General features: G+C 43.7%; 18 protein-coding genes and 1 riboswitch. Of the genes, 15 read left to right on the top strand and 3 right to left on the bottom strand.

Annotation, left to right across the window (positions count from 1 at the left end; translation table 11 throughout):
• Positions 1 to 88: 88 nt before the first annotated feature.
• The 5 genes from DFR58_RS08090 to nagA all read left to right on the top strand — a co-directional run bounded on the left by DFR58_RS08090 (position 89) and on the right by nagA (position 5,479).
• Entirely contained in the window at positions 89 to 1,141 is a 1,053-nt protein-coding gene (locus DFR58_RS08090; protein WP_114297307.1) for an HpcH/HpaI aldolase/citrate lyase family protein, read from the top strand.
• Entirely contained in the window at positions 1,128 to 2,282 is a 1,155-nt protein-coding gene (locus DFR58_RS08085) for a phosphoribosyltransferase domain-containing protein (RefSeq protein ID WP_114297306.1), read from the top strand. Before DFR58_RS08090 ends, DFR58_RS08085 begins: the two co-directional genes overlap by 14 nt.
• Complete coding sequence (locus DFR58_RS08080) at positions 2,282 to 3,340, top strand: cysteine protease StiP family protein (RefSeq protein ID WP_114297305.1); 1,059 nt, start codon at positions 2,282 to 2,284, stop codon at positions 3,338 to 3,340. The genes DFR58_RS08085 and DFR58_RS08080 overlap by 1 nt, the downstream gene beginning before the upstream one ends.
• Before the next feature lie 25 nt (positions 3,341 to 3,365).
• Positions 3,366 to 4,160: an HAD hydrolase family protein gene (locus DFR58_RS08075; protein ID WP_114297304.1), complete on the top strand. Its 795-nt coding sequence runs from the start codon at positions 3,366 to 3,368 to the stop codon at positions 4,158 to 4,160.
• Positions 4,161 to 4,315: 155 nt separating this feature from the next.
• The gene (gene nagA, locus DFR58_RS08070; RefSeq protein WP_114297303.1) at positions 4,316 to 5,479 is read left to right on the top strand and encodes an N-acetylglucosamine-6-phosphate deacetylase; all 1,164 of its coding nucleotides are present in this window, start codon (positions 4,316 to 4,318) and stop codon (positions 5,477 to 5,479) included.
• Positions 5,480 to 5,776: 297 nt separating this feature from the next.
• Here the strand turns inward: nagA and DFR58_RS08065 are convergent, their stop codons facing one another.
• On the bottom strand, positions 5,777 to 6,706 hold the full coding sequence (locus DFR58_RS08065) for a transposase (protein WP_114297302.1): 930 nt from the start codon (positions 6,704 to 6,706) through the stop codon (positions 5,777 to 5,779).
• A 163-nt stretch (positions 6,707 to 6,869) separates the two neighbouring features.
• Between DFR58_RS08065 and DFR58_RS08060 the strand changes: the two genes are divergently transcribed.
• On the top strand, positions 6,870 to 8,243 hold the full coding sequence (locus DFR58_RS08060; protein WP_114297301.1) for an NAD(P)/FAD-dependent oxidoreductase: 1,374 nt from the start codon (positions 6,870 to 6,872) through the stop codon (positions 8,241 to 8,243).
• Between the two features lie 43 nt (positions 8,244 to 8,286).
• Here the strand turns inward: DFR58_RS08060 and cls are convergent, their stop codons facing one another.
• On the bottom strand, positions 8,287 to 9,750 hold the full coding sequence (cls, locus tag DFR58_RS08055; protein WP_114297300.1) for a cardiolipin synthase: 1,464 nt from the start codon (positions 9,748 to 9,750) through the stop codon (positions 8,287 to 8,289).
• A gap of 233 nt (positions 9,751 to 9,983) precedes the next feature.
• Here cls and DFR58_RS08050 point away from each other — a divergent pair, with 233 nt between their 5' ends.
• Positions 9,984 to 10,769: an inositol monophosphatase family protein gene (locus DFR58_RS08050; protein ID WP_114297299.1), complete on the top strand. Its 786-nt coding sequence runs from the start codon at positions 9,984 to 9,986 to the stop codon at positions 10,767 to 10,769.
• A gap of 21 nt (positions 10,770 to 10,790) precedes the next feature.
• On the opposite strand, the gene DFR58_RS08045 is transcribed toward DFR58_RS08050, so the two are convergent.
• A complete protein-coding gene (locus tag DFR58_RS08045; RefSeq protein ID WP_114297298.1) occupies positions 10,791 to 11,714 on the bottom strand; it encodes a dockerin type I domain-containing protein in 924 nt (307 codons plus the stop codon).
• 680 nt (positions 11,715 to 12,394) lie between these two features.
• Here DFR58_RS08045 and pheS point away from each other — a divergent pair.
• From pheS to DFR58_RS08005, 8 genes are all read left to right on the top strand, one after another.
• Complete coding sequence (pheS, locus tag DFR58_RS08040; protein WP_114297347.1) at positions 12,395 to 13,414, top strand: phenylalanine--tRNA ligase subunit alpha; 1,020 nt, start codon at positions 12,395 to 12,397, stop codon at positions 13,412 to 13,414.
• Positions 13,415 to 13,483: 69 nt separating this feature from the next.
• Entirely contained in the window at positions 13,484 to 15,952 is a 2,469-nt protein-coding gene (gene pheT, locus DFR58_RS08035; RefSeq protein WP_114297297.1) for a phenylalanine--tRNA ligase subunit beta, read from the top strand.
• Between the two features lie 205 nt (positions 15,953 to 16,157).
• Entirely contained in the window at positions 16,158 to 17,564 is a 1,407-nt protein-coding gene (locus tag DFR58_RS08030) for a condensation domain-containing protein (protein WP_114297296.1), read from the top strand.
• 25 nt (positions 17,565 to 17,589) lie between these two features.
• Entirely contained in the window at positions 17,590 to 18,822 is a 1,233-nt protein-coding gene (locus DFR58_RS08025) for a glycosyltransferase family 2 protein (RefSeq protein ID WP_170138081.1), read from the top strand.
• Positions 18,801 to 19,310, top strand: a complete 510-nt coding sequence (locus DFR58_RS08020; RefSeq protein WP_114297294.1) for a GNAT family N-acetyltransferase — start codon at positions 18,801 to 18,803, stop codon at positions 19,308 to 19,310. Before DFR58_RS08025 ends, DFR58_RS08020 begins: the two co-directional genes overlap by 22 nt.
• 135 nt (positions 19,311 to 19,445) lie before the next feature.
• Positions 19,446 to 20,612: a ribose-phosphate pyrophosphokinase gene (locus DFR58_RS08015; protein ID WP_114297346.1), complete on the top strand. Its 1,167-nt coding sequence runs from the start codon at positions 19,446 to 19,448 to the stop codon at positions 20,610 to 20,612.
• An 80-nt stretch (positions 20,613 to 20,692) separates the two neighbouring features.
• Positions 20,693 to 20,911: riboswitch (cobalamin riboswitch) on the top strand.
• Positions 20,912 to 21,066: 155 nt separating this feature from the next.
• Entirely contained in the window at positions 21,067 to 21,597 is a 531-nt protein-coding gene (locus tag DFR58_RS08010; protein WP_114297293.1) for a cob(I)yrinic acid a,c-diamide adenosyltransferase, read from the top strand.
• Positions 21,598 to 21,618: 21 nt separating this feature from the next.
• Positions 21,619 to 22,245, top strand: coding sequence for a precorrin-8X methylmutase (locus tag DFR58_RS08005; RefSeq protein WP_114297292.1), 627 nt, complete (start codon positions 21,619 to 21,621; stop codon positions 22,243 to 22,245).
• The last annotated feature ends 45 nt before the right edge of the window (positions 22,246 to 22,290 follow it).

Raw genomic sequence — 22,290 nt, 5'->3', positions numbered from 1 at the left:
TTATGAATTAACCCTTCTTAAAATGGGATATATATTTATAAGTGAAATAAATAAAAAAATAAAAGAATGAGAGCGTGTTGGGGCTTAAATGATATATATATTTGAAAGCACAAGAAACTGCCGCGAGGGGGCTGAATGGAGCAGGAATTCCCCGCCGGACGTATTAAAATATGCTGTTGGTGCGCTGCTTTATACTCCTGCCACTCACCCGACAATTGCAGAGGATATTTGTATGCAAAAGCATAGTGCATTAAAATCCGTGGCACTGTGTCTTGAGGATGCAATAAGGGATGAAAGCGCTGCGTATGCGGAAAAGTGCCTGTACGACACTGTTCAAAGGATATACTCCGCCGTGTTCCGCGGACTTATTGAAATTGGCAGCATCCCTTTAATTTTTATAAGGGTCAGACATCCCGAGCAAATGAGGAGGGTATTTGAAGAGCTGAAGGATTTTTGTGAAATTATTACAGGCTTTATACTGCCGAAATTCGATCACACAAATGCCGGACGGTACAGTGAGGTATTATGCGGCATAAATTCGCAAACCGGCAATTTAAGGATATATGCAATGCCTATTATAGAGAGCGGGAGCGTTGCAAATGTTGAAACCCGTCGGGAGGCTTTGGCGGGAATAAAAAGCTCCCTGGAGGGAATATCCGATTACGTACTGAATGTGAGAGTGGGAGGGAATGACTTCTGCAACCAGTTCGGGGTCAGAAGAAATATAAACAATACAATATATGATATAGGGGTTATAAACAATATTCTTATTGACATAATCAACATGTTTTCAAGACAGTACATTGTATCTGCTCCCGTTTGGGAATACTTCGGAAGGCAGGGGACAGGGGAATGGGAAGCGGGCCTGCGAAAAGAGCTTGCATTGGACAAGCTGAACGGATTTGTTGGAAAAACCGCTATTCATCCTTCTCAAATACCCGTAATTCAGGAGGAAATGGCCGTTGAGCGCGCAGACTATGAGGATGCCAAAAGGCTTTTAAACTGGGAGTCCGATATATTGGGAGTACAAAGGGGTGTACTTGTGGACAGAATGAATGAGCTGAAGGTTCATAAAAAATGGGCGGAAAAAATATTAGCTCTTGCCGGCGTATATGGGGTAAAAACAAATGGAAATTATTAAGAATAAAACAAACTACTCTTTTGATGAGCTTATAGGAATTGCGAGAAGGGATAACAACCCTAAAAGGACTTATTTGTTTGTTAACTATATACAGGCAAAGCATATACCCGTATGCCCGGGGAAGGCTCTTGATTTATTTTCCCGGCTTGGAAGGGAGCTTGCGGACAGCTATGGAAATGAAAGAACTACGATAATAGGCTTTGCGGAAACCGCAACGGCTGTCGGGGCGGCAGTTGCTTTGTGCTTTAAGGGGGATACGCCGTACCTGCACACCTCAAGGGAGGGTATAGACGTAAGAAAAAACATTGTCAGCTTTGAGGAGGAGCACAGCCATGCAACTGAGCAAAAGCTGTTTTGCAGCTATCCCGAGGAGTTTATAATAAAAGCGGACAGAATTATTTTTATAGAGGATGAAATTACTACAGGTAAAACAATTCTCAATTTTGTCAGAGTGCTGAAGGAGAAGGGCTTTATAAATGACACAACAAAAGTAACTGCTGCCTCTATAGTAAACGGGATGAACGAGGCACATGCGGCGGAGTTTAAAAAGGCGGGAGTTAATTTTCATTATCTGGTGAAAATTAAATATGATCAGAGCATCGATCCCTTTTGTAATCTTTCATATTCACAGATGGAGGAAATGCCTGACAATGAAGCGAGCATAGCAAAAAGCGTTTTTTCCGTTAACGGAAGGACTGATCCGCGCACCGGGGTTGTTGTGAGGGAATATGAAAGGTCTTGTCAGAGGCTTGCGGAGGAGACCGCTGAAATACTGAAGGAAAGGGTACGGTCTGACAGCAGCGTATTGGTGCTTGGAACAGAAGAGTTTATGTACCCTGCAATATTCGCAGCAAAAAAAATATCGGAGGCCCTCAATATTTCGTGTATAAAGGTGCATTCAACCACCAGAAGCCCTATTGTCCCTGACGGGGCAAAGGGATACCCCATAAAAAGCCGGTTCGGGCTCACAAGCTTTTATTCAGGGGATCGCCAGACCTTTTTATATAATTTAGGCCGTTATGACACGGCTGTAGTGCTTACCGACTCCGAAAGACCGTTTGGAAAGGAATTTGAAAGCCTGTCCGGGAGGCTGGGAGATCTGGGGTGCAAAGAAATAATTGGGATAAGGTGGGTTGAATAGTGAAGTCATCATATTCTGAAGATGATGTAATAGTTTTGTTAAAGGACGTATCGGGAATGGTAGAGCCCTTGGGCACATCGGAGCGTGAGAGGAGAATACAGACGGGCACGCATTATTCCGAGATGCTTCCGATAGAATACAGGCCGTCTCCGCGCTATATGAGGGTGTATAACGAATCGCTGTCGTCTCATTCCATGATGACGGCATACGCGGTGGGGAATGTGGCGGAAAAGATTATTGAAAGGAAGGGCAGAGGCGCTGTTCTTGTTTCCCTTGCCCGTGCCGGAACCCCAGTAGGAATCCTTATAAAAAGGTATCTGCAAAAAAAATACGGCATACGTGTGCCTCATTACACCATTTCAATTATAAGGGGAAGGGGAATAGACCACAACGCCATGAAGCACATATTAAAGCTTCACAGCGCAAGGGACATACAGTTTGTGGATGGGTGGACGGGAAAGGGTGCGATATTCAATGAGCTTAAAAGGGAGCTTGAGGCGTACCCCGGAGTTTCCCACGAATTGGCCGTGCTTGCCGACCCTGCATGGATAACGGAATTGTGCGGGACTCATGAGGATTTTCTTATACCAAGCTCGTGCCTGAATTCCACTGTGTCGGGCCTCTTAAGCCGTACATTTCTAAATAACAGCATAATAGGGGAAAATGACTTCCACGGTGCGGTATATTATAGGGAACTGGAAAACGAGGATATGTCCTATGACTTTATAAGCAGGGTTGAGGGTTTCATGAATTATGACGGGGAGTACGAAAGCCAGGAGCTTGGAGACAGAAAAGGGATGGGCTTAAGAGAGGTGGAAAAAATCGCTGAGGAATTCGGAATCAAAGACATCAATTTTGTAAAGCCCGGAATCGGAGAAACCACAAGGGTGCTGCTCAGAAGAGTCCCATGGAAAATTCTTGTCAGAGAGCCCGGAGATACAAAATATCTCAGCCATATTCTAAGGCTGGCGGAGGAAAAGCAGGTTGAAGTAATTCAGTACCCGCTGGCTGTTTACCGGGCGTGCGGTATAATAAAGGCTTTGGCGGCCGATACATAAATACTGTAAAGGAGTTTTTTAAAAATTGATACTTTTTGCATGTGATCTTGACAATACCTTAATATACTCATACAAGAGGGCGGCAGAAGGTTCCATATGCGTGGAAACAATGGGTGAGAAGGAACTGTCGTATATGACTCCCCGCGCTTACTCGCTCCTGCAGGAGGCAGACAGAGAGACTGTATTTGTACCTGTTACAACGCGTTCCGTGGAGCAGTACAGGAGGATAAGGCTTTTAAAAAACGGCTTTCCCCAATATGCTCTGACAAGCAATGGCGGGGTGCTGCTGGTGGACAATAATATAGACGAGGCATGGAGACGGGATACCGCGGAAATGATTAAGGGCAGCATGGAGGAGCTTCACCGTGGGATTGAAATTTTAAGGAATGACCCGGCAGTGGTTCGTGCCGCCGACATAGTAGACGGTGTTTTTGTGTTTACAAAAACCCGGGACGTGGCCGGAAGTACCGGGGCATTAAAAAGCGCACTGGATATGGAAAAGGTAAGCGTGGACAGCCATGGAGAAAAAATATATATAATCCCCATAGCACTTGATAAGGGGACGGCGATACGTCGTATAAAAAAGCTGCTTAATGCCGATACGGTAATTTGTGCAGGGGACAGTTGTTTTGACATACCTATGCTGCAGGCTGCAAGCATGGCCTTTGTGCCGCGCTGCAGTGAAATAGACTCATACATAAATGGACCTGAGCTCAAGATTTGTGAAAGTGGAGGGATGGAGTTTGCCGACAGCATACTGGAGGATGTAATAGCATATTCAAGAGTGGGGACATTCCTCAAAAATAGAGAACATCCATGACCTTTCCGACACAGGATAATGCATGAAAACGATTGGTAGGGAACGCCCCCTGTGGCGTTCCGCTCCCGTGACGTTGCCGCTTTATTTTCACATTAAGTGTCCCCACTTTAATGCACTTTAATGAGGTTCAATAATAATAGAAAGGGAATCATTGTATGATAATTGAAAATGGAAACGTATTTTTACCAAACCACTGCTTTCAACAAATCAATGTTGTAGTAGATGGAGAGCGCATTTATGAAATAACCTCTCGGAGCAGCCAAACAGGCGAGACTGTACTGGATGCAAAGGATTGCTACGTTGTGCCTGGATTTGTGGATATACACATTCATGGTGCGGCAGGTAGCGATTTTTGTGACGGCACGCAGTCGGGCTTGCTGAAGATTGCAGACTATCTGGGCTCTCAGGGGGTCACGAGCTTCTGCGGCACCTCAATGGCACTTGACGAGGCATCCTTGGGCAGAATATTTTCAGAGGCCAAGGTTTTTATAGACAGGGAGCATCAGGGACATGCAGTTATGAGGGGTATTAACATGGAAGGGCCATTTTTCTCTCCTGCAAGGAAAGGAGCTCACAGGGAGGATGCATTTATCGCTCCCGATAAGGAAATGTTTTTGCGTCTAAATGCGTTGTCCGGCAACAATATTTTGCTTGTGGACGTAGCTCCCGAGACGGAGGGAGCAGAGGCATTTATCCATGAGGTCAGTCGTCATTCGACTGTATCGGTGGCACATACTGATGCCGGCTACCAATGTGCGGAAAGGGCTTTTTCTGCGGGTGCTTCACATGTGACACACCTGTTCAATGCCATGCCGATGTTTAATCACCGCAATCCGGGTGTCATTGGTGCGGCAAGTGATTATGCAGCTTATGTAGAAGTGATTTCAGACGGTATACATTTACACCCTTCGGTTGTAAGAGCTGTATTCCGTTGGTTCGGGGAGGAGCGGGTATGTCTGATCAGTGATTCAATGCGTGCATGTGGCATGCCTGACGGTATATACTCGCTTGGAGGCCAGAATGTCACAATAGAAGGTGGAAAGGCCACTCTTGCAGACGGTACGATTGCAGGAAGCACCTTATGTCTTGCCGATTGCTTCCGCAGAGCGGTGGGGTTTGGCGTGCCTTTGGAGGGTGCTCTGCGTGCCGCAGCCGAAAACCCTGCTAGAGCGGTGGGGCTATTTGGGGAAGTGGGAAGTCTTGATAGAGGCAAACGAGCGGATATTTTAGTTTTAAACCGTGATCTTTCCTTGAAGGCAGTAATTATAGGAGGAAAAACAAAAACAAAGGGGGACACTTCTCCTTCTCGAATAAAGTAATGGAAGATATAAAGTTGGGAAATACTACATAGTGCAGCAGATTTTCTAAGCCTTTTGGGATTGATTGTTGAGTAATGTCCCCCAGTGAGTAAAGTGGATTGCAGCCTGACGTCCCCGATTGATTTTTGCGAGTTAAGTTGTAAAGTTGTAAGTTGAATTGATTTTTAGGATAATAACAAAAGCCATAACAATTAAAGGTTTAATAAGACAGACATATTTGTAGTATATAAAATGAAGTAGTTAATGCCCCAATGGGGATATAATTATTCTGATGCTTAATTTTTATAGGCAAGGCGGCTATGTGCTTAAGCCTGCCAGCTCATCAAACACGCTTTGGTACATAGGATTGCCCGAGCTGAGCAGCTCATAGCCCCTTGTAAACATGCGTGAGCAGCCGGATATGGTTATGTTGTGCATACTGCCGCAGATTTGCCTGTAGCCTAGCCCGCACAGCACCCTTAAGACATAGGCACTGAATGCCCTGAATTCCTGCAACTTCCTTTTGCCGCTAGGAGCCAGTCCAGCCCATTTAGGAAGCATAAGACTGGTGGATATAAAAGAAATGACCTTTGCTACCGGAAGGTTTCGTGCAATAATATCTCTTCCGCTTACATACTCATACTGTATTGCAGTGGAAAGGCTCTTCTTCAGCTTTTTGAAGCTACCCACATCCCTTTGGTGACTCACAAAGCCAAAGTATTTTTCTGCAAACTGTTCATGATCTTCTATATTGAAAAGCTTCATAATGAAGCTCTTATCAATCAGTCCGAGCAGATCTCTCCGTATGCCTAAGTATATGCCGTAGGAGGAATACTTGTACGCCTCTTCTCTGCCTGAATAGCCCTCTATATCATGGGGGTTGTTGTGGATATACGCCGAAACAGCAAGGTTGTATTCGTCGGTGTCCAGTATCCTGCTCTCAAACCTGCCCTGAAACACGTGCCCGTGCCTTTTGTACTTATGATTGTAGTACCGAACATAGGCAGTATTTAAGCAGTGCATGAATTTTGACACATCAAAGCCCTTGGGGTCCAAGTGAAGGTGCAGATGGTTGTCCATCAGGCAGTATGCGTAAATGCCGCACTTATACTTGTCGGTATACTTCTTAAGCAGCCCTAGGTAATAATCCTTGTCGTCGTCGTCTCTGAAGAGGAGGAATTCCGACTCACTGCGGGACATTATATGAAAAATGGCATGAGGGTGCTTTTCACGGGATTTTCTAGGCATATCTGACTCCTTAAAATACTATTTCCTATATTTTAACATAGAACGTGCGTTTGGTAAAGAGGTTTAAGTAAATTATTTTTGAAAAATTTAGAAGAAATTTACTTGATTGTTGAGAAATGTCCCCGTAATATGTTACACTAGTAGTAGAAAAGGTGGATTTTTTATGGTATATGATGTAATTATAGTTGGTGCCGGAGCAAGCGGTATTTTCACGGCATATGAACTTGCACAAAGTGTTCCCGGTCTTAAGGTGTTGATGATAGAGAAGGGACAGAGGCTGGAAAAAAGAAAATGTCCCATAGACGGTAAAAAGGTTAAGTCGTGTATTAAATGTGCGACATGCAGCATAATGAACGGATATGGAGGAAGCGGCAGCATGTCCGACGGAAAGTACAACATAACTAATAACTTTGGCGGTGAGTTGTATAAATACGTGGGATATGATGAGGCTCTCAGCCTTATGTATTATGTTGATGAGGTTAATTGCAAAATGGGAGGAGAGGGGGCTAAGCTCTATTCTACTGTCAACTCCGGTCTAAAAACTCAGGCGCTTAGAAATGATTTGCATTTGCTTGATGCAGAGGTAAGGCATTTTGGGACAGACAGAAATTTGATAATATTGGGAAACCTGTATTTGTATTTAAAGGATAGGGTGGAGATAGTCTTTGAATGTGAAGTTAACAGTATTTCCAAAGACCTCGAGGGCTTTTCCGTAGACACTGCAAAGGGTAGCTTTATAGGTGCCAATGTAGTTCTTGCTACTGGGCGCTCTGGATCTAAGTGGATTTCTAAGGTGTGCAGCAGTCTGGGAATAAAGACGCGAAGCAATAGGGTAGACATAGGAGTGAGGGTAGAGCTTCCTGCTGAAATTTTTGCACATATTACCGATGATGTATATGAGAGTAAAATAATATACCGTACAAAAAAATACTCCGATGCGGTAAGAACATTCTGTATGAATCCGTATGGAGAGGTTGTCACGGAAAATACAAATGGAATAATGACGGTTAACGGGCATAGCTATTCTGATCCCCGGCTGCACACAAAAAATACTAATTTCGCATTGCTTGTTTCAAATAATTTCACCGAGCCGTTCAGGGACAGCAATGAATACGGTGAGTCTATTGCCAGACTGAGCAATATGTTAGGAGGCGGTGTGCTTGTTCAGAAGTTCGGAGATTTAATTAAGGGCCAAAGGACTAATGAACACAGGCTTCAGCAGAGCTTTACCATACCTACCCTCAATGCTACTCCGGGAGATTTGAGTCTTGTTATTCCCAAAAGGCAGTTGGATGATATTATTGAAATGATATACGCGCTTGATAAAATTGCTCCGGGAACTGCCAACGAAAGTACTCTCCTGTATGGAGTCGAGGTGAAATTCTATAATTCGAAGGTGGAGGTGGACAACAGCCTTCAGACGGTCATTAAGGGTCTGTATATACTGGGAGATGGATCCGGGGTCACTCATTCTCTTTCTCAGGCATCGGCCAGCGGAGTTCATGCTGCCAGAGTAATAGCATCCAAGTATGGGTAATGTTTTTGCCTGTCCCCGGCCTTTTTAAAGAATTGGAGCACATTTACATGAGGGGGGAAAAAAGCCTGAAAAATCCCTCCTGCGCTTTTACTAAAAAGCTTCTCGACCGGTACCACTCTTCTGTAACATAACGGCATACCTCCATGTCCTTTTCAAAAATCTCTGCACATTGCTCTGAAAAGCTTGTGTTATATACAAATACATTTATTTCAAAATCCAAAGAGAAGCTTCTTATGTCGATGTTTGTTGTGCCAAGGGAAGCTATCTTTCCATCCATAACCAGCATCTTAGAGTGGAGAAACCCTGGGTATAAATACACTCTTATGCCGTAACCTATAAGATCCTGTATGTAAGAGAAGGTTACACGGTAAACAAACTTTTTGTCAGGTACGGAGGGAAGCATAATCCTCACATCCACGCCCGACATTGCTGCGATTTGCAGAGCCTCTAAAAAAGGCTCATCCGGCACGAAATACGGTGATTGAATGTACAGGAACTTTCTGGTAGAATTGATAACCTTGATAAGTCCTAATTTTATTTGCTCTCGTCTGGAGTCAGGCCCTGCTGATACTACCTGTACTCCTATTTCGCCCTCAGAACTCACCTCGGGAAAAAATTTTTTTAGCATTTCGGAGTCTTTTATACTGCTTTCCTTTGAGGTGTAGTACCAATCTGACAGAAACCTTTCCTGAAGAGCATGCACCGATGAGCCGGTAATCCTGATATGTGTGTCCCTCCAGGGAGTCTTACGCTTATGCAGGCTCATGTATTCGTCTCCTATGTTCATGCCTCCGGTGTATCCTATCCTGCCGTCTATTACCACAATTTTCCTGTGGTTTCTGAAATTAATTCTGAGGTATGTCCCCAAGCGCAAGGGGAAAAACCTGTAGACCTTTCCTCCGGCCTTTATTAAATCGTTAAACATGCTGAATGGAGTAAAAAGGCTTCCTATATGATCATAAAGCAGCCTTACCGATACTCCCTGACGTGCTTTGTTAGTCAGGCAATCCACGATTTTTCTTCCTATGTTGTCATTATTGATTATAAAATACAAAAGGTGTATCGATTCCTGAGCAGCCTCAATGTCTTTTATTAAGGAAGAATATTTGTCCTTAGCCTCTGTAAAAATAATTATGCTGTTGTCTTGAGAATATATGCTCCGGCTGGCATTTAAGTGCATTTCTATAATGTCCAGATATTCGCCTGTACTTTTATCAGTAAGATAAATTTTTCTGTTATCCAGCAAATATTTTTGTCTGATTAGCTCGGCATTATACTGAAGGTCATATTCCTTTTTGTTTTTAAAAATTCTTTTTTTATTAAGACGCAGATTTCTCCCGAAAATAAGGTATAGAACAATACCTGCCGCAGGTAGAAAGCTTAGTATAAGTACCCACACCGCAGCCGCGGAAGGCTTTTTTTTCTCTATATAGACGACGGCAATTATAAGCAGAAAGTTTACGGCTATAATTATTTCCATAACTCTGACCGTCAGTGAAGCATTCATACGCAAGGCTCCTTCCTCATAGCCGAAAATTTTTGCGGCAGAAATTTATTTATAGCCAACTTATTATATGTTATATTGAAAAATACTATTAAAATAAAAATTCCTTGTGCAGACATCAATTGCAGCCCATTATAAATGGGTCTACAGAGGGAACAAAGGGTGTTGCTTACGCCATATCTAACTGTTAATATAGGGGTATAATAAGTAAAAACTCTGAAAGGTAGTACTAAATTATGATAAAAGATATAATAAAAAATACCGAAAAGGCCGTAAGAGAAGCAGGAAAGTGTTTTTTTACGGTGCTGGGGGATGAAAAAAGCATTATATCCAAAGGCTTTGCAAATTATGTGACTGACACCGATTTTGCCGTACAGAAGCTTATGATGGAAGAGCTAAAGGAAATTATGCCGGAAAGCAATTTTATAAGTGAGGAACTGGACCAATACAGCGTGAAATGGGACAAGCCCACATGGGTTCTTGATCCCGTAGACGGCACGACCAACTATATGTACCAGTACAGGCATTCTGCTATTTCACTGGCACTTTTTGTAGATGGCAGTCCTTCAATGGGAATAGTATATAATCCGTATCTGGATGAAATGTTTACGGCATTTAAGGGTGAGGGTGCCTTTTTAAACGGGGAAAGAATAGCGGTAAGTGGCAACAAAAAACTGGAAGACTGTCTTATAGGCTTTGGAACAACACCGTATGACAGAAGCAAGGCAGGCTTAACCTTTGATATCACGGAAAAGGTGTTTCTGCGCTGCCGGGATGTAAGAAGGAGCGGCTCGGCGGCTCTTGATATATCATATGTGGCGTGCGGAAGGCTGGACGGGTTCTATGAAATGAACCTGCAGATATGGGACTATGCTGCCGGCATGGTAATCCTCAAAGAGGCTGGAGGAATTTGCAGCAGGTGGAACGGAGATGAAATTAACCCGGCGAATCCGGGCAGCATCCTCGGGAGTAATGGACTGGTGCATAAGGAGCTTGTGAGTATTATTGGGGACATTCCTTGAGGAATGTCCCCAAATCGGAGTTTATTTTGCGTTAACAGGAAAATCCGTTATAAGCTGCAGCAGGTATCTATTAAGCAATGAATAATCAATGGAGTTTATTGATCCGTTTCCATCCAAATCCGCCGCCTTGCTTGGAACGGGAAATTCTGTAATGCTGCCTATAATATATCTCTTCATCAGCGCAAGATCTGTTGAATTTATATTCTTATCACCGTTTAAATCCCCGTATAGAATTTCAGGCTCGGACATGGAGCGCAAAACCGAAATTGTGCTGTCATACCATATCTTAGCTATTTTGCTGTATCCTGTGGGGTTTAGGTGCAGCCCGTCCGAAGAGATATCGGTGCTTTTATTCAGCGGCATATCACTAAGCTTGACAAAGTAGACCTTCTTTCCGGCATCGGCCTTTTGTTTGACTACACCCGGAATGGTTACATTATATTCCTTGATTTTGTCGGGAACGGGATAATAGTCGGATACAAATATTCTTATTTGAGGCTTGAGATTTAAGATCTGGTCTATCAAGTTGCTAAGTCCCGTCGTGTTTATGTTGTTGCCTAAAATCGCATCATTTCCACCTATCCATAATAATACTACATCAGGATTATAGGTATTAAGCCATGCGTTGATATTACTTGCTATCTGGGGAATCATCCACCCGGAGTGGCCTTCGTTATCTCTGTCGGGCAAAGTGCTTGGACCGCCCTTCTGCGAGCCTACAAAGTCGATGCTTAGTCCGGCATTTTTGTAATAGTTGTATAAATCGGTACGGTAGGAGCCCATGTTGGGATCTCCCATACCCGCAGTGCATGAATCTCCGACGGGCATTATTTTTATTGGGCTTGCCGCGGCGTTTGGTACTGAAACAATTCCTCCGATAATAATGATACTGCTCATCAATACGGAAAACAACATTTTTTGAACCCTTGACTTAAGCTTGTACATGCAATTACCTCCCCCTAAAAATTTTTTTAGCAGAATAATTTGATTGACCAGATAAAAATGTCATAGATATGTTAGTCTTTAATAATATTATACAATAATTACAATAAAATTGCAATTATTGTATGTGTTGGATGGAATAAAAATCAAAATATTAAAAAGATTTTTATTCCTCCCCTGAGTCGTCAAAATTCACGGCTGACCCGTTTTAAAAAATTTATTGTATAAAAGCTTTTATGATGTTATAATAATACAAAATATAAGTTTAATATTAAAAAAGGCTGTGAAGGAGTAAAGTAGCCATCTTAAAGAGTCCCTTTCAGAGAAATGGTACCTGCATAAGAGAGATGCTTGGCAGGGTGGAAGTACCTTATAGGACAGGATGTTGAAGTTCCCTCCGGAGCTGCACGCTGAACAATAGCCGTTGGCTGAGGGTCTTTTCCCTCTTCGGCTAAAAAGTAGGAGGTGCCGGAGCAAACCCGTTAAAGTAAGAGGGTAATGATTTTTGTATGCTTAAATTAAGTTGCCCTTATGAGAGTGGCCGTTTTATGCTTTTGCAGGCCAAATTCGGGTGGTACCGCGAAGAATGCCTTCGTCCCTTTAGTTTGGGGATGGAGGCTTTTTGATTGCTGTACGGCATTTTAAGGGCTTGGGCAATAAATCTTAAGAAGGGAGAAGGTAAAATGAAGGAGCAGTTGGATAGCATTAAAAATCAGGCTGAAAAAGAGCTTTCTACAGCATCGTCATTACAGGAGCTTGAGAGCATAAGATTAAAATATCTTGGAAAAAAAGGAGAACTGACGTCCGTTTTGAGAGGCATGGGAGCGCTGTCAGCAGAGGAAAGGCCCATTATAGGCCAGATTGCAAATCACGTCAGGAGTTTTATTGAGGAGAGACTTGAGGAAACTGAGAGTACACTGGATCGAAAGGAAAAGGAGCTGAAGCTGGGGCAGGAGGTTATAGACATTACAATGCCAGGCACAAGCAGGGGCTTCGGCAAAAGGCATCCCTTAACACAGGTGATTGATGAGATTAAGGAAGTGTTTCTTGGAATGGGCTATCAGATTGCCGAAGGCCCAGAGATTGAGCTGGATTATTTTAATTTTGAGGCTATGAATATACCTAAAAACCATCCTTCCAGAGATGTACAGGATACCTTTTATATAAATGACAATGTGGTTCTGAGAACTCATACCTCTCCTGTTCAGGCAAGGGTTATGAAGACGCAGCAGCCCCCTATAAGAATAATATGTCCGGGAAGGGTATACCGCTCAGATGAGGTGGATGCCACACATTCACCCGTATTTCACCAGATAGAAGCCCTTGTTGTGGATAAGGGCGTTACCATGGGGGATCTTGTAGGTACTCTTAAGGTGTTTGCAAAGGTTCTTTTCGGAGAGGGTACAAATATAAGACTGAGGCCTCACCATTTCCCGTTTACCGAGCCAAGCGCTGAGGTGGATGTGTCGTGCTGGGGCTGTGGAGGAAGCGGATGCAGGATATGCAAGGGAGAAGGCTGGGTTGAGATACTGGGAGCCGGAATGGTTAACCCTAAGGTGCTGAGAGAATGCGGAATTGATCCATCAGTGTACAGTGGCTTTGCCTTTGGGCTAGGTGTTGAAAGGGTTGCTATGGCAAGATTTAACATTGACGATATGAGGCTGTTTACAGAAAACGATGTGAGGTTTTTAAAGCAGTTTTGACAAATCGGGTCAAAAAAAGCGTCTTTTTTGAGGAATGTCCCCATATAAAAAAGGAGGTTTGCGGAAATTATGAAGGTGCCGCTGAAGTGGTTAAAAGAATATGTTGATATTAATGTCACTCCCCAGGAATATGCAGATGCGCTTACTCTGTCGGGTTCAAAGGTTGAGGGAATAGAAAAGCAGGGTGAGGAAATCCTTAATGTGGTTGTGGGAAAAATAATTTCACAGCAAAAGCATCCTGATGCCGACAAGCTTCAGGTAACTGGGGTTAATGTGGGAACCGGTATTATTCAGATTGTCACCGGGGCTCAAAATATAAGCGTGGGGAATTATGTGCCTGTCGCGCTTGACGGCTCGCTTCTCCCCGGAGGAAAGAAAATAAAGAAGGGAAAGCTGCGCGGAATCGAATCCGAAGGTATGATGTGCGCTATAGATGAGCTGGGATATACAAGGTATGATTTCCCGGATGCCGATGAGAACGGAATATATGTATTATCCCCCGATATGCTTGCCGGGAAGTATTGCGAAGATGGGGCAAGCGGCGGTGAGCTGGACTCAAAGGTTTTGGGTATGGACATAAGGGATGTGCTGGGCATTAACGACTCTGTCGTTGAGTTTGAAATAACGCCCAACAGGCCTGATTGCCTTAGTATGCTGGGTATAGCAAGAGAAACCTCCGCCACCTTGGGTACAAAGTTTACAAAGCCGGAAATAAGGGTTCTGGAGACAGACGAGGAGGCTTCTGCCTGTGCCGGCGTGGAAATAAAAGATGCCGGAATGTGTCCAAGATACTGCGCGAGGATTATAAAAAATGTAAGAATTGCCCCTTCCCCCTCATGGATGAAGGAACGACTTAGGGCTGCGGGAATACGCCCCATAAATAACATAGTGGATATAACAAACTATGTCATGCTGGAAATGGGCCAGCCAATGCACGCCTTTGACCTTGATAAGCTGGCGGGCTCCAAAATAATAGTAAGAGGGGCGGAGCCGGGAGAGGTAATAGAAACCCTTGACGGCAGTGAGAGGAAGCTGGAGCCGGGAATGCTTGTTATTGCCGATGAACAACGGCCTGTGGCGGTTGCCGGCGTGATGGGCGGCAGCAACTCTGAGATATCCTGTGATACCACAAGCATTCTGTTTGAGTCTGCCAGCTTTAACGGAACCTGTGTAAGGATAGGTTCAAAAAAGCTTGGGATGAGGACAGAAGCCTCCTCCAGATTTGAAAAGGGTCTGGACGTAAATAATGTAGTGGATGCCTTGGACAGGGCTGCACAGCTTATAACCATGCTTGGCGCGGGACAGGTGGCAAAGGGAAGGATAGACTGCTACCCCGGAGAAGTACCTCCAAGAATAATTGATCTGGACTGTGCAGCCATAAATAAGCTGCTTGGCACCGATATCCCCCGGGAGGAAATGATAGCAATACTTAAAAGGCTTGACATTCACGTTGATGAAAGCGCCGGCAAAATCACAGTGCCATCCTTCAGGATGGATATTGAGGAAACGGCCGATATAGCGGAGGAGGTTGCCAGATTCTACGGTTACAACAATATTGTGCCCACACTTTTGGAGGGCAAGAAACCCACCAGAGGAGTAAAGACCTTCAAACAGAGGGTGGAGGATAAAATACGCTGCATAATGACCGGAGAGGGTCTTTCGGAGGCATATACCTATTCCTTTGCATCCCCCGGTGTCTTTGACAGAATCAACCTTCCCGCAGACAGTGAGCTTAGACGGGCTGCGGTAATTTCAAATCCTCTGGGCGCCGATTACAGCATTATGCGTACTACCACAATTCCCAGTATGCTTGAGGTGCTCTCTACAAATTATAACAGAAGAATAGAGGAAGCCTGGCTCTTTGAGCTTTCGTATACCTATCACACAAACAGAAGCAGGATATCTCAGGTAGAGGGGATTAATGAGAAGGGACTGCCTTATGAAAATGAGACATTGACTGTCGGAATGTACGGAGGCGCGGACTTTTTCCGCCTTAAGGGTATTTTAGAGCAGCTCTTTGGCGAGCTTAAGATCTCAAATTATGAATTTGTGAGAGAGAGCGGTAATCCAATATTTCATCCCGGCAGGACGGCGGCAGTTGTTATAAATGGAGAGGCTGCCGGAACAATAGGCGAGGTGCATCCTGATGTGTTGGAAAACTACGGAATAGACACCAAGGCGTATATCGCCGTTATTGAGGTTGAAAAGCTTGTGAGTGCGGCAGGGGAAAAAATTCAATACAGGCCTCTGCCCAAATTCCCGGCGGTATCAAGAGATCTGTCCATGCTTGTTGCGGATGACGTAACAGTTAAGCAGATAGAGGAAATTATAAGGCAGAGAGCGGGGAAAATTTTAGAGTCTGTAACGCTTTTTGATGTTTATAAGGGAAAGCAGGTGCCCGAGGGAATGAAAAGCGTGGCATATGCAATAACCTTCAGAGCCGACGACAGAACCTTAACGGATGAAGAGGTGGGGAAGGCGATGAAGAAGGTGCTGGACGGGCTGAAAAATAATCTTGAAGCGGAGCTGAGACAATAAGAGCCGGGCTTGTATGCGCTAAATAAAATCAGGCCAGGAGATACCGTATGGGAAAACGGTATCTCCTGGCTTTGTTTCATTTATTAAATGGTTTTATTAGCCACTTAAAGAATTAAATGCTATAATTATATAAGGACTAGAACTGATTAATATCAATAAATTGGGAGGCAAATTCTTAATACTTTAACGAGGGGGTGAAAGATATATGAAGGATGCTGTAAGGCAGATATATGAGCAGGTGGCATTGCAGAAGATATCTCCTGCCCAGGCAAAGCAAATGCTTTTAAAGCTGCGCGGGGAGGAGGGCGGGAAAACCCCGGAATTTGAGCTTCTGCCTGTGCAAAGGTGCTTCTTCTCCAAAAATTTTACCGATATGAAGCACTGGAATGAGTCAATCAAAATCCACAGCAGGGACAGGCTTGACACGGATGTCATGACAACGGTAATAAAAAAGCTTATGAATCACCATGGCGCATTAAGGCTTGTATTCAGGAGTGACGGCGGGAAGTATGTACAGCGCTTTAAGAATGTGGAGGAATTTTCGGAGGTGCTTTCGGTATTTGAGATCGGTGAGGATTGGGATATAAAGGAATATGTTTTAAAGGAGGCACAAAGAATACATCGAACTATGGAGCTTGAGGAAGGGCCCCTTATAAGGTTTGCCATTTTTAGAGCAAAGGATGGAGATTACTTTTTTATGGCCGTTCATCATCTCATAACGGATGGATTATCTCTGGAAATTATCATGGAGGATATCGGAACGGGATATCTTCAGGCGCAAACAGGCGCTGAAATAGACTTCGGCAGTAAAACCACGGATTTTATGCAGTGGGCGGAGTTTATAAACCGCTATGCACTTGGCGGGGACATTATAAACGAAATGGAATACTGGGATGCCGTTGAGAGTACCTCTATACAAAGGCTGCCAAGAGATTTTGAAACAAGCGATGTTAAGCTGGAGAACAACGCCGAGCTTTATTTTGATGTGATGGGAGAAGAGGAAACAAAAAAATTAATAAGGGATTGCTGCAATACCTATAAGGCAAATGTGGAAAGTATTCTTCTCTGTGCGCTGGGTACCGCACTTGAAAGATGGGGAGGAATGGAAAACACATGTGTGAGACTGTGCGGAAACGGGAGGGATCTTCCATTCAGCTCCTATAATATATTCAGGACAATCGGATGGCTCAGTATATCCTATCCGTTTGTAATTCAAATGGAAAAGGGAACGGATCACAGGCATAGAATAGAAAACCTTAAGAGCTCGTTTTCACAGATACCAAATAAAGGAGCAGGCTACGACATACTAAGATTCATAACGCTTCCCCAAAAATATCCTGAAAAGTCATACGTTCTTGAGCCGGAAATTTTCTTTAATTATATGGGCTTTATAGGGGGAACGGGCATAGGCGCCCTTTCACTTGCCGATATTGATACCGGCTCGGCAAAGAGCCTGAATTCTCAGCGTGAATATGTATTTGTTATAGAGGTAATGGTTGTGTCTGGAAAGCTCAGGCTCAGGCTTATATATAACAGAAAGGAGTATAAGGAAAGCACTATAAATGCACTCGCAAAGCAATACGCACTGGCATTGGAGGAATTTCTGGATTAAAACAACGGCATTGAAGAGGTGGAATATGAATAAGAAGAAGCGCTTTAGCTTTATTATACCTACTTATCAGAATAAAAGGTTGATAAAAAATACTCTTCAGTCATTAAACCGGCAAAATGGATATTCTAAAGAGGACTATGAGGCAGTGGTTATTGATGACGGCTCTACAGACGGAACCTGCGAGTATATACAGGGTGTAAATACAAACTATAGTATAGAATATATATATCTGCACAGGAGCAGCAAATCTTCAAGGGCGAGAGCCAGAAACGCCGGTATAAGCGCTGCAGCGGGCGAAATTATTGTTTTTATTGACGGGGACATGCTAATAAGGGAAAATTATCTTAAGGAGCTTGACAGGTGCTTTAGGGCAAGTGAGGATATCCTTGTTATAGGAAACAGGGTTATGATGACCGAGGAGGTGTCCTATGAAGAGCTGACACAGGAGGAATGCTTTAAGGGATCTAAATTTGAAATCAACAGCTTTGAAAATCTGGAGATAAGACATATTATTTTCAAGCATTTGTCCTATAACTCTTGCTGCTACATTCACCCATGGCTTCAGACATTCAGTTGTAATATGGCTGTTTTAAAAAAACACCTTGATAAAAACGGAGGCTTTGACGAAGGCTTCAAGGGGTGGGGCATTGAGGATGTTGAGCTTGGCTACCGCCTGTATAAAAGCGGACTTAGGATTATTATAAACAACAGGATTGAGGCTTTTCACCAGTGCCATTCCAGTGATCATAATTTGAAAATCAGTCCGCAAAAGTATGCAAATATTGAGCTTAACGCATTGTATTTTATAGAAAAGCATCCCGAAGCCTTAGACTTTTCACCAAAAGCAATCTTAAAAATGTTTAAGGGGAAGTCGCTTTTAAGCATGGACGCGGTAACGGGGCCCAGGAGAAGAGTCAGTATAAATTACAGGCAAAGCAAGGAGCTTCCCGCGGTAAAGTCGGAAATTTTGAGGCTGTCCTGCCGCAAGGGCTTAAAAATAATAGTCAACGACTTTGTCGAGGAGGATGAGCTTGATGTATGGGTGCAGCTTCTAGGCACGACGCAATCTACACCGGCATATTTTCCCCAATCAAAAAAGAGGGAGCTTAAAATGGCTATGCATACCAGGACTTCTTTGAATATGGGTAGTTGGTTTTTTATGCTGAAGCTAAAAGGAGAGCTTGGCCAAGCAAGGCGGTATTGTATCAATATTACAAAGGGAATGAGGGATGGGGTATGGAAGAAAATTTTGAAATAAGCATATTGGACAAAAAAGAGGATATGGTACTTGTAGAATGGTTTGCAAGAAGGGTATGGACTGAACACTATTCACCCATAGTAGGCTTTCCGCAGGTGCGGTACATGCTGGATAAGTACCAGACGGCTCAAAGGATATGGGGGGATATTGCAGAAGGAGGGTACACCTATTATATTGTGAGGTATGAAAGCGAAATTATAGGCTATTGTGCCGTAAAGCCGGATGACACGGAGGGGCTTTTTTTAAGCAAGCTCTATGTCGAAAAGGACTTCAGGGGGAGGGGCATATCCCGAAAAATTATAAATATGCTGTCGGAAATATGCAAAAATCAATGCCATAAATATATATGGCTCACCGTACACAAAAAAAATACAGATTCAATCAAGGCATATCATAAAATGGGCTTCTATGTTGCCGAAGAAGTTGTGACGGACATTGGGGAAGGATTTTTTATGGATGATTATAGAATGAAAATGGATATTGTTTAATCTGTCACTATTAAATATGTAAATATATTGAATTTACTTAATGCTCAATAAATATTATAATATTTATGCGGCAGGATGGACGGCTGTTCTGTTGAGAGCAGAGGTATAATATTAATACATATCGGAGGAATGATAATGTCTACAACTGATTGTAGTGAACAAATGCTTATTTCGCCTGTGGGCCCGCTGGGGATTATATCAATGAAGAGCAGTCACGAGCTGGGCAATATGGTAAACAGGCACATTGTGGAAAAAAGGAATGAAGTGTTGGAATTGGAGGGCAATAAGCATTTAAGCGCTCACTATAAAAGGGAGTCGTACCTTATATCGGCGGATTGCCTTAGATTTAAGTCGGGAGAAGGCAAGGCTGTTATAAATGAGTCTATAAGGGGCTACGATTTATATATAATAAGTGATATAGGAAATTATAGCTGTAAATTCAACATGTTCGGAATGGACTGCCCAATGAGCCCCGATGACCACTTTCAGGATATCAAGAGGGTTATTTCGGCGGTAGGGGGAAAGGCAAAAAGAATAAATCTTGTAATGCCTCTTCTGTATCAGGGACGGCAGCACAAAAGGGTTTCAAGGGAATCACTTGACTGTGCCATCGCACTTCAGGAACTGGAACAGCTTGGTGTTGAAAATATTCTTACTTTTGATGCGCATGATCCCAAGGTGCAGAATGCAATACCAATAAAGGGCTTTGAAAATATTCTGCCCACCTATCAGATAATTAAGGCGCTTTTAAAATCTGAAACCGATCTTAAGGTAGACAGGGATAGTATGATGGTTATAAGTCCTGATGAGGGCGGAATAAACAGAAATATATATTATGCCAATATAATGGGTTTGAATCTGGGCATGTTTTACAAACGCAGGGATCTGACCAGGATCGTTAACGGAAAGAACCCTATAGTAAAGCATGAATTTTTGGGTGATTCGGTTGAGGGCAAGGATGTGCTTATAGTGGACGACCTTATATCGTCGGGGGATTCCGTTCTTGACGTGGCAAGAGAGCTTAAGCAGAGGAAGGCGAGAAGGATATATGTGGCTGTAACCTTTGCAATGTTTACCGAAGGAATAGACATGTTTAACGATTATTACGATAAAGGCATTATTACAAAGATATTCTCCACAAACCTGACATACAGGAGGGAGGAGCTTCTTAAGGCACCATGGTATTGCGATGTTGACGTATCTAAATTTATAGCGTTGCTTATAGACACATTAAACCACGATCAGTCCTTAAGCTTGCTGCTTGATCCCTCGACGAGAATCAGGAACATTTTAAAGAAATAAGTTGTGTTTTAAAGGTAACGCTTTACAAACATTGCTTTTATAGTTATTATATTGCTATATATAGTTTGCTGTAAAAAAAATGAATAAAGATTATACAGGTTTTTGCTCATTGGCATATTGAAAGTGGGCAAAATAAAAGGGAAGAGGGTGAAAATCCTTCACGGTCCCGCCGCTGTAAAGGGGAAGTCCTTAAGCTTAAACCCACTGTGCGTTGAATTTCCTTGTTTAATGCATGGGAAGGGGCTTTTTAGGGTGATGATCCCTTGAGTCAGAATACCTGCCTTGTATGATGCACCATTAACTCTACGAGCGATAGAGGGTGTTTTAAGTATTTTAATAAATAGCTGTATGCTTTGCTTAAGACCTTTTGACACTCTCTGTGTTAAAGGGTCTTTTTAATGGGGCGGAACGCCTCGGGGGGCGTTCCGTATGATGTGAGGGGGGAGGGCTTTGATTGGATAAGGGGCTTGTACACATATATACAGGTGACGGAAAGGGTAAAACCACGGCGGCAGTCGGCCTTGGAGTAAGGGCATACGGAAGAGGGCTTAAGGTGCTTATGGTTCAGTTTCTGAAAAGCCGTGAGACGGGAGAGGTCTCGGTTCTTGAAAATTTTAGTCCCCGCTTTAAGCTTGCAAGGTCAAAGGAATGTGACAAGTTTACATGGAATATGGACAAGGCCGAAAGGCAGGAACTGAAAAAAACGGTCACAGATCTGTTGGAGTATGCCGAGGAAGAGGCTGCAAGCGGTAGGTGGGACATGATAATATTGGATGAAATTATGGCCTGCATATCCATAGACGCAATTTGCGTATCGAGGGTTTCACAGATGATAACAAGCAAGCCCGAGGGGCTTGAGCTGGTAATGACGGGAAGGAACGCGCCTGCGGAGCTTATCCGCCTGGCAGACTATGTGTCTGAAATCAGTGCGGTAAAGCATCCTTTTACAAAGGGGATTGCTGCAAGGACAGGTATTGAAAATTGAAAGGTAAACAGGGTGTGTGAAATGCTGGAAGGAATAGAGAGGGTAAGCCCTTCGGATATTGAAAGAAGAAGCTTTGAAATTATTTCCCAAATGCTTGGCGACAGAAGGTTTCCCCCCATGCATGACAATATAATCAAGAGGGTGATACACACAACCGCTGATTTTGAGTTTGCCGATATATTAAGCATAAGCGCCGGGGCAGTCGAAAGCGGAATGGATGCGCTGAGGGCTGGAAGCAATGTGGTTTCCGACACTAAGATGGTGTGGTCGGGAATAAATAAAAGGGTACTGGGCAGGTACGGAGGAGAGGCGGTGTGCTATATGGATGATGCCGCCATAGCCTCGGATGCCGCAGCCAGAGATGTTACAAGGGCTTCGCTGTGCATGGACAGGGCGGCAGAGGATAGCAGGAATGCGGTATATGCAATAGGGAATGCTCCCACCGCACTCATAAGGCTTTGTGAGCTTATTTCAGAGGGAAGGGCAAAGCCCCTCCTTGTTGTAGGTGTGCCGGTGGGCTTTGTGAATGTTGTTGAATCAAAGCAGCTTCTTAAAAACGCAGGAGTGCCGTATATAATATCGGAGGGCCGAAAGGGCGGAAGCAATGTGGCGGCAGCCATTATAAACGCCATTTTGTATATGGGATGACGGCGTTGCAGGAGGCTGAACACCACGGGGTGCGGAACACCACAG

The sequence above is a fragment of the Anaerobacterium chartisolvens genome (genome assembly GCF_003337415.1).
GTDB lineage: Bacteria > Bacillota > Clostridia > Acetivibrionales > DSM-27016 > Anaerobacterium > Anaerobacterium chartisolvens.
This window is presented reverse-complemented; position numbering and strand designations above follow the sequence as displayed.

Coding starts and splice junctions, on each gene's coding strand:
- DFR58_RS08050 (WP_114297299.1), top strand. CDS start 9,984: ATGATAAAAGATATAATAAAAAATACCGAAAAGGCCGTAAGAGAAGCA.
- DFR58_RS08065 (WP_114297302.1), bottom strand. CDS start 6,706: ATGCCTAGAAAATCCCGTGAAAAGCACCCTCATGCCATTTTTCATATA.
- DFR58_RS08030 (WP_114297296.1), top strand. CDS start 16,158: ATGAAGGATGCTGTAAGGCAGATATATGAGCAGGTGGCATTGCAGAAG.
- nagA (WP_114297303.1), top strand. CDS start 4,316: ATGATAATTGAAAATGGAAACGTATTTTTACCAAACCACTGCTTTCAA.
- DFR58_RS08025 (WP_170138081.1), top strand. CDS start 17,590: ATGAATAAGAAGAAGCGCTTTAGCTTTATTATACCTACTTATCAGAAT.
- DFR58_RS08090 (WP_114297307.1), top strand. CDS start 89: ATGATATATATATTTGAAAGCACAAGAAACTGCCGCGAGGGGGCTGAA.
- DFR58_RS08005 (WP_114297292.1), top strand. CDS start 21,619: ATGCTGGAAGGAATAGAGAGGGTAAGCCCTTCGGATATTGAAAGAAGA.
- DFR58_RS08045 (WP_114297298.1), bottom strand. CDS start 11,714: ATGTACAAGCTTAAGTCAAGGGTTCAAAAAATGTTGTTTTCCGTATTG.
- DFR58_RS08020 (WP_114297294.1), top strand. CDS start 18,801: ATGGAAGAAAATTTTGAAATAAGCATATTGGACAAAAAAGAGGATATG.
- DFR58_RS08015 (WP_114297346.1), top strand. CDS start 19,446: ATGTCTACAACTGATTGTAGTGAACAAATGCTTATTTCGCCTGTGGGC.
- pheS (WP_114297347.1), top strand. CDS start 12,395: ATGAAGGAGCAGTTGGATAGCATTAAAAATCAGGCTGAAAAAGAGCTT.
- DFR58_RS08060 (WP_114297301.1), top strand. CDS start 6,870: ATGGTATATGATGTAATTATAGTTGGTGCCGGAGCAAGCGGTATTTTC.
- pheT (WP_114297297.1), top strand. CDS start 13,484: ATGAAGGTGCCGCTGAAGTGGTTAAAAGAATATGTTGATATTAATGTC.
- DFR58_RS08085 (WP_114297306.1), top strand. CDS start 1,128: ATGGAAATTATTAAGAATAAAACAAACTACTCTTTTGATGAGCTTATA.
- cls (WP_114297300.1), bottom strand. CDS start 9,750: ATGAATGCTTCACTGACGGTCAGAGTTATGGAAATAATTATAGCCGTA.